Origin of the sequence: Paenibacillus marchantiophytorum (genome assembly GCF_014640555.1) — a bacterium.
Taxonomy (GTDB): Bacteria; Bacillota; Bacilli; order Paenibacillales; family NBRC-103111; genus Paenibacillus_E; species Paenibacillus_E marchantiophytorum.
On record NZ_BMHE01000039.1, the window covers coordinates 63,928 to 70,723 of the forward strand.

At 43.9% G+C, this 6,796-nt stretch carries 7 protein-coding genes; 4 read left to right on the forward strand and 3 right to left on the reverse strand.

The features are described 5' to 3' along the window. The first annotated feature begins 2 nt into the window (after positions 1-2). Positions 3-1,007, forward strand: a complete 1,005-nt coding sequence (locus IEY34_RS26900; RefSeq protein WP_189017649.1) for an ABC transporter substrate-binding protein — start codon at positions 3-5, stop codon at positions 1,005-1,007. A 37-nt stretch (positions 1,008-1,044) separates the two neighbouring features. Further along, a complete protein-coding gene (locus IEY34_RS26905; RefSeq protein WP_189017686.1) occupies positions 1,045-1,812 on the forward strand; it encodes a ferric iron reductase in 768 nt (255 codons plus the stop codon). Here the strand turns inward: IEY34_RS26905 and IEY34_RS26910 are convergent. Continuing rightward, on the reverse strand, positions 1,801-2,049 hold the full coding sequence (locus tag IEY34_RS26910) for a hypothetical protein (RefSeq protein WP_189017652.1): 249 nt from the start codon (positions 2,047-2,049) through the stop codon (positions 1,801-1,803). The genes IEY34_RS26905 and IEY34_RS26910 overlap by 12 nt on opposite strands. Positions 2,050-2,404: 355 nt before the next feature. On the opposite strand from IEY34_RS26910, the gene IEY34_RS26915 reads away from it, so the two are divergent. Next, positions 2,405-2,698 carry an AraC family transcriptional regulator gene (locus IEY34_RS26915; protein WP_189017655.1) on the forward strand — a complete coding sequence of 98 codons (294 nt, stop codon included), beginning with the start codon at positions 2,405-2,407 and terminating at the stop codon, positions 2,696-2,698. 43 nt (positions 2,699-2,741) lie between these two features. Here the strand turns inward: IEY34_RS26915 and IEY34_RS26920 are convergent, their stop codons facing one another. Next, complete coding sequence (locus IEY34_RS26920; RefSeq protein ID WP_189017657.1) at positions 2,742-4,550, reverse strand: right-handed parallel beta-helix repeat-containing protein; 1,809 nt, start codon at positions 4,548-4,550, stop codon at positions 2,742-2,744. Between the two features lie 253 nt (positions 4,551-4,803). Here IEY34_RS26920 and IEY34_RS26925 point away from each other — a divergent pair, with 253 nt between their 5' ends. After that, positions 4,804-5,805 (forward strand): ABC transporter substrate-binding protein, encoded by a 1,002-nt coding sequence (locus IEY34_RS26925; protein WP_189017660.1) that lies wholly within the window; start codon positions 4,804-4,806, stop codon positions 5,803-5,805. A gap of 288 nt (positions 5,806-6,093) precedes the next feature. On the opposite strand, the gene IEY34_RS26930 is transcribed toward IEY34_RS26925, so the two are convergent. Further along, positions 6,094-6,258, reverse strand: coding sequence for a hypothetical protein (locus IEY34_RS26930; protein WP_189017663.1), 165 nt, complete (start codon positions 6,256-6,258; stop codon positions 6,094-6,096). Positions 6,259-6,796: the final 538 nt, after the last annotated feature.

Sequence of the window (6,796 nt, forward strand, 5' to 3'; positions counted from 1 at the left end):
ATATGTATCCAAAAATCAAGTTTGCATGGACCCTTAGCCTGTTAGTAAGTTTGGTTTTATTATTGGGCGCCTGCTCAAATCAAGGCAGCAATAACGCTGGAGTAGGAACGACGAATCCAGCTACCGCCAAAGCTACGGAGCCCGCAAACGACAACTCCGTAGTGACGCCCGCCCTCGCAGCGCCAGTTACTATTCAGCATCTGAAGGGTGAACTGACGCTCAAGAGCGTACCCAAGAAAATCGTCGTGTTGGACGTTCAGTTCGCGGATCAAATGCTGGCGCTGGGCTTTAAGCCGGCGGGCAGCGTAATAGCCGAAACCGACAACGGACTCCCTCCCTATTTGGGCGATAAGATGGGCAATATCCCGTTGCTTGGCACCTATTTGGAACCTAATCTGGAAGGAATTATTGCCATAGAACCGGATCTCATCATCGCTACGGATTACCATAATAAGATATACGATAATTTAGTGAAAATCGCACCGACGATTATCCTTCAGCGCACTGAAGATTGGCAGACCGTACTCCTGAAGTTTGGGCAAATTTTGAATAAGCCAAAAGAGGCACAGGATATCGTTAATGGTTACAAACAAAAAATAAGCGATCTAAAAACGGCATTAGCAGCTAAAATGAAGGGACAAACGGTTGCCTTGGTCCGGCCTAGAGATAAAATGATTCGTCTCCAAACGACATCACATCGAACTTCACAGATTCTGTATGACGATCTGGGCCTGACTCCACCCCAAATGGCAATCAACGCCAAGGATGCAAGTACAATGATTTCACTAGAAGTTCTCCCGGAATTGGCTGCCGATCATATGTTTCTCCTTCAGGACAATACGAATTTGGAGCTAACGACGAAATTTCAGGACACATCGATCTGGAAAAGTCTGAAGGCAGTTAAGGACAAACATGTCTATGCCGAAAACACAGCGCAGTGGATCGGTTATTATGGACCTATTGCCATCAACTTGATTGTCGATCAGATCGCTGATGCGCTCAAATAAATCCTTTTGAACCGAGAATATTAGGGGGTTTTGGTGTATGAACAAGCAGTCGCGGCTCGCGCTGGATGAATGGGATTACTTGAGCCAACATTTTGGCTTGCGTGAATATGGTGCAACTCGTCCTGTTGATTCGGTGAGAGCTTTGGACTTGCTCGACGTGGAGATGTGCTCCGATTATCTGGACCGGCTGACATTGCTCCTGAAGTCCCCGTCGAGGATGATCACAGCTTCGCAGTTTTTCAAAAGGTACGCTGCCTTAACCGCTGTTCCGCTGCTGTACGCCATGACAGTGTACAACAAGGGACTCGATTTATCTGCCGACAATTGCTCTCTTGTATCTTCACCGGGTCACTCCTGGCTGGAGAATGTCAGTCTTGCCGATATTGATGCTGTCATGCCCGAAGCTGGCGAACGGCATATTTGGCGCAATACGGTAATTCAAGCTCTTTTTGCGGGGAATATAGGGAAATTAATAGCGGTCATGTCTAGACTAGCCAATATACCAAAATCGATATTATGGGAAAATGTTGCGGTTCGTGTGTTCTCGCTATACGAGAAACGAATCGGGGTAACGGGTGAGCAGCAAGAGCAGTCCCGAGCAGACTTTCAGTATCTGATTCATCAGGCTCCTGGTGCTCTATTCGGGGAAAAACAAAACCCGTTAAGCCACTTTTATGGCAAACTGACCTTCTCATCCGTTTCTAGTCCTTCGCGGGTTCGCAAAACCTGCTGCTTCTACTATGAGGTCTCCAGTGTCGAGGAATACTGTTCCAACTGCCCGAAGTTGAAGAGCTCAAGTTACTAACACATTTTCCTTTTGATCTGGTACACACTCTAAATTAATGCCCATAAATCGCACCTTATCTGGGACGATTATTTCAAAACGATCAGAGTTTTGGTCATACGCCGCTACTCGCATGTACGTTCTGTAATTAAGTGTAATCTTTGCCGGTTTTTTTAGCCCTTCGGGTTTCCACCTAAAGTCATCTACTGCTTTTAATACTTCTTCGGTTGCATCCTTCAATTCAAATTTATTAGTCATAGCAGATAATTTCACCAACTTAACATGTATGTTTATTAAATTATATAAACATAATCATCCGCTTGTCTAATCAAGTTTTGATAAAGAAGACTCCCCTACTCTCTCAATATTTAAATTCGACATGTCACGCTTTCTGATTGAGTTAACTGACATGACCTATGAAGATGCCTGGGTTTACGAAGGTGAAGCGATGAACGAGCAGATTGTCGTCTTTCGATGCTAACAAGAGGATGCGCTTCCTGTTCAAGCGATCTACCAAGCCTTTCACGAAGCATTTAGCCATCAACAGCTGTTCTTTACCTTTGCATTAAGTAATCGCGTGGACAATCTAGCTAACCTGAAGCTTGAATACCAATTGACTAGGATGATATCCTTTCTCTTTGAGAGATTTTTCTATAACCCACAAGGACAGGAATCTGCGACCAATTCGGTAAAAACAGCAATTGATGTCGTAGTTCAATACTTTCAAGCTCATTTGGCCAATGAGATTACGATCGCAGAAATTGCTGATATGGTGAATTTCAACGTTTCTTTCCTCAGCCGAGAATTCAAGAAGGTCAGAGGCATCTTGCCAATCGAATATTTAACACAATTCAGAATAGATAAGGCAAAACAATTAATCGTAGAGCCAGCAAAGCATAAAGATTAAGCATAAATAAGCTGCTCCCTTTTCCATCGGGAACAGCTTTTTCTCATATACGTCGAATATGCAACTGCTGAGCTTCGTCAACCGAAATATCTGGATACGACATCTGATTAATCACGACTTGAGAAGGGATACCCTCTTGAATAATGTTCTTCTGGATGCCTACCCTGCTGCATCCGGTCAAATACATCAATCTTTCTTTGGCAACGTGAGAATCCGCTATTTCCATGCCCCCATCCAAATACAACACATTCCTCACTAGCATCTCATCGAATGGGGTGATCTTATTGTTCTGGAACACAAGATCTGTTGTACTCTTCGCATAAAGAACCAATGAATCCGTTATTTCGAAATCATTATCCTCTATCAAGATATGTCGATGAACTGGCTGTTCAATCTCCATACTCTTGTTCTCTGGAATAATATAGATTACGGGATGTTCGAGTCCACCACAACCAATGAATCGATTTCTGCGAATGCTTAACTCCTGCACTCTACCAGACTCAAACCAACTGCTAGCATCATTGGCAACAAGAATGCCGCTCATCCCGGTACGTATGAATATATTATCTTCAATAGTCACACGACTAGAGCTCGTAACTAATATGCCTCGCGTAGGTAGTCTCGTAAACTCATTATTCCTGATTTCAACTTCAGGATTCCAGGATACATTCTCAATGACATCCCCAGACTGCCACTGCATCTCTTCATCATGTTCCAACGTGAGCAGTAATTCGCGTGAACTTACTCGCTGTCCGGTCTTAACCACATTACTGCCAAAGACAGCAAGTGTTTGTTCTCTTACAAAATGAATATGATCTCCCGCGTAAAATGCATCAATACCGTAAGTTTGATGGTGCATGAAACGGACAACCACTTGGTTAGGAGCAGGAACACCTACAATTCGCAGATGAGTACCATGGATGTTTATTGCATCATCATGAGCGGCAGACAACTTGCTATTCTCAATCTTAATAAGTCCCCGACAGCCTGAGAAGTGCATAAGATCGGCAAAAGCTGCCGCTGTACGCTTCGTCTCTGATCGTGGACATATATGAATCGAATCAAATGTCAGATGCTCACTACTTTGCCCCACAATGCCTAATCCATGCATGTAATGAATGCTCACATTGACCCACTTCATATGACGACTACGATGAATGAATACACCGACTTGATCCCGGATGCCATCTCGTAACTGCAATGTGCGTCCAACAGGAACCGTAGGCTTATCGGCATAATACAATCTTAACCGATGTTCATCTAACTTTTCGACCTTTATTGCATGTTCACATAGGTTAGCAACTCGCCATGTCGTATTTAATTCGAGATCATACTCCTGCATATACCCATGATGGAAGCGCCAACCCGCCCCTACCCAAACTACTCGTTCCTGGTCGATCTCATAGTTCGAATCTGGATGAACTTGAACATCGATATAGCGCTCCCCTACGCCAATAACCGTCATTTCAACCATTGACGGATCTGCGACATCCATCCGGATATTTTGAATCGTGACATGTTCACATGCTTCAAAGGCGATCAATGTTTGCTTACCATGATACAGGAGTAATGATCCATTTCCTTCAATGGTCAGGTGTTGATGACGATCAAAGTATAAACCAATCACCTTCGTAATGGTCGATACTTCCACTTCACTAGCTGTATTCGAAATGTGATACGGAACTCGGACAGCTAAATCGGGATAAAGGTCGTATTGTCCTTTAGGAAAATTTAAAATGACAGGACCATTTAACCTAGACGCCGCCTGAATAGCTAATCGTATCGACATTGAAGAATCTTGGCCTGAATCTGGAATAGCTCCATAGTCTGTGACATTTATCGTGTGGGACACATCGTAACACCCTTTCATGCTTAAGTTGATTCGATCTTAAATCAATTGTATGGGAAGCGACTCAAAAATGAAATCGATAGAAATTATTCGTTTATTTATATAGTTTTGACTGACATAACATTTCACGAAAATAAATCCGCCCAACCGTTATTTATTCCGTCTACAGGTGGCTGACAGCAAGGGGAACGGGTAAAATCGAGCTCAATAGATTGAGAACTATTATCAATCAACCAATGAATGGAGAGTGATGGAAATGTTTTGTCTAAAACCGATGTCGTTTGCAGGTATTATTGTGCTCATGCTTTTTTTGTATGGATGTAGTGATAATAGTGGAGCAGGAACCGCTTCGTCCCTACCTTCGAACTCCCCGTCACCTTCCTCAACAGCGTCTGATGGAACGGGTTCGTCGCAAACACGTGCAGTCAAGGATGCAAAGGGACAGGTGGATATTCCTGTTAATCCCAAAAGAATCGTAGATATTTCGGGTTCCACCGAAGAGCTGATCATTCTCGGCCTTCCGCCTGTTCTAACCGGTAATACCGATATGGCTAACCCCACAGAAGTGACTCCGATACTCAAAAAACAGCTGGGGGACAAAGTCGGCGCTGCTGGCTGGTTTCAGACCGAAGTTAATGTAGAAGCGATCTTGGCTGCGAACCCCGATTTAATTCTGGTAGGACCCACGCAGGAGAAGATTTACGAACAATTGCAGAAAATGGCTCCAACGGTTAGAGTACCTTATGGATTTAATGCCTTTCGTGAACGCTTTGCATTTGTAGCGAAAGTTCTCGATAAGAATGCGGAGATGGAGGCCTGGTTGAAGACATACGATGAACGATCCAAACAATTGCACGAGCAAATTACAACTATCACCAAGCAAGAAACATTTGCAGTGATTGAAGCCACTGAGAAAGAAATTAGAATTTATTCGAGTACCGGAATTGCTGACATGATTTTCAAAGATCTTAAGCTGCCCAAAGCTCCAGGCACGCCGGACCCGGATCCTTGGGGTGGGAAAGTAACGAATCTCGAGGGGCTCTCCACCCTGGATCCTGATCATTTGATCCTACTCGTAAACAGTGATAACAATGTGCTGGAGCAAAGTAAAATTTGGAGCAGCCTCAAGGCGATGAAGGCAGGAAATGTCTATCGGATGACTAGTAGACAAAATTATAACGAAGCATTTTTTGCAATTGGCAAACAATCGGTCCTCGAGCAGATTTCGGGGGATATCCTGAAACATACGAAACAGTGAGATGGAAGTTGGTGAGGAAGGACACGAGGTTAAACCAGTGCCCGCTAATTGCTGCTTACATGGACAACAATTTTGCGGCAAAGAAACGATGCTGTGAAACCGGACAAGGCATCCAGTTTGACGCGCATACATTCGCCTTGGCATGCGAAACTCAATTGCAAACAAATATTGCATGCCTCAGCAGGGGACACGTCCTCTTGCTGGATGTCTTCAAAATAGAGATCAACAAACGCCTCCAACCCACCTGAAGATGTATGCCTGATTGACAGGGACAGCGTCTTCGGTATGTCACGACTTTCCGAGTTTTTGGCCGCATTCCACTACCGTTCCGATAAAATCCGCCCAGGTGAGTTTACCCACTTCACCAACAGTAATCAAAATTTGATCTTGAGCACGCAGCTCCATTGGCAGAGGGATGTCGAAATGTAGTCGAAAGTCTTGTCGCCAAGTCATGTCATAATTCTTCTAGACTGCTAAGGCTGCCGCAAAACCATTTGCCATGGCAGAGATCATATACATGTATCATCCACTAAGTATAAACGACGACTATTTCGCCGGACAATAGGATCGCACACATAAAAATAAAAACCTAGTAAGGGAATCTTACTTAGAGAATCCTGTTCAGGGGAACTCTGGTACTCTATTCAGGCAAAAAGCAGGGTTGCGAGGGTCATAGCGGAACTACAGGGTCTTATTTCTACGAAAAGCGCTAAATTTCCTAGAAAACGACGGAATAGCGAACTGTAGTTCCCTTTCACTCGCGATAATTCCACTTTTCGCTAAAATAGCGCCCTGTAGTTCCCTCCGCGCGAGGCAGCAGGAGTAACTCCGCGTTCACTCCAAAACATAACATATAAACTCTTTTAAAACTACGACAGTATAATTAACTAACCGTTCAATAAATCCCATTTTTGCTCTAAATCATTGAGGTAACCTTCGGTATTGCGATTAAATTTCTTGCGTAATATAACGCTGGTTAAACGCTGATTCC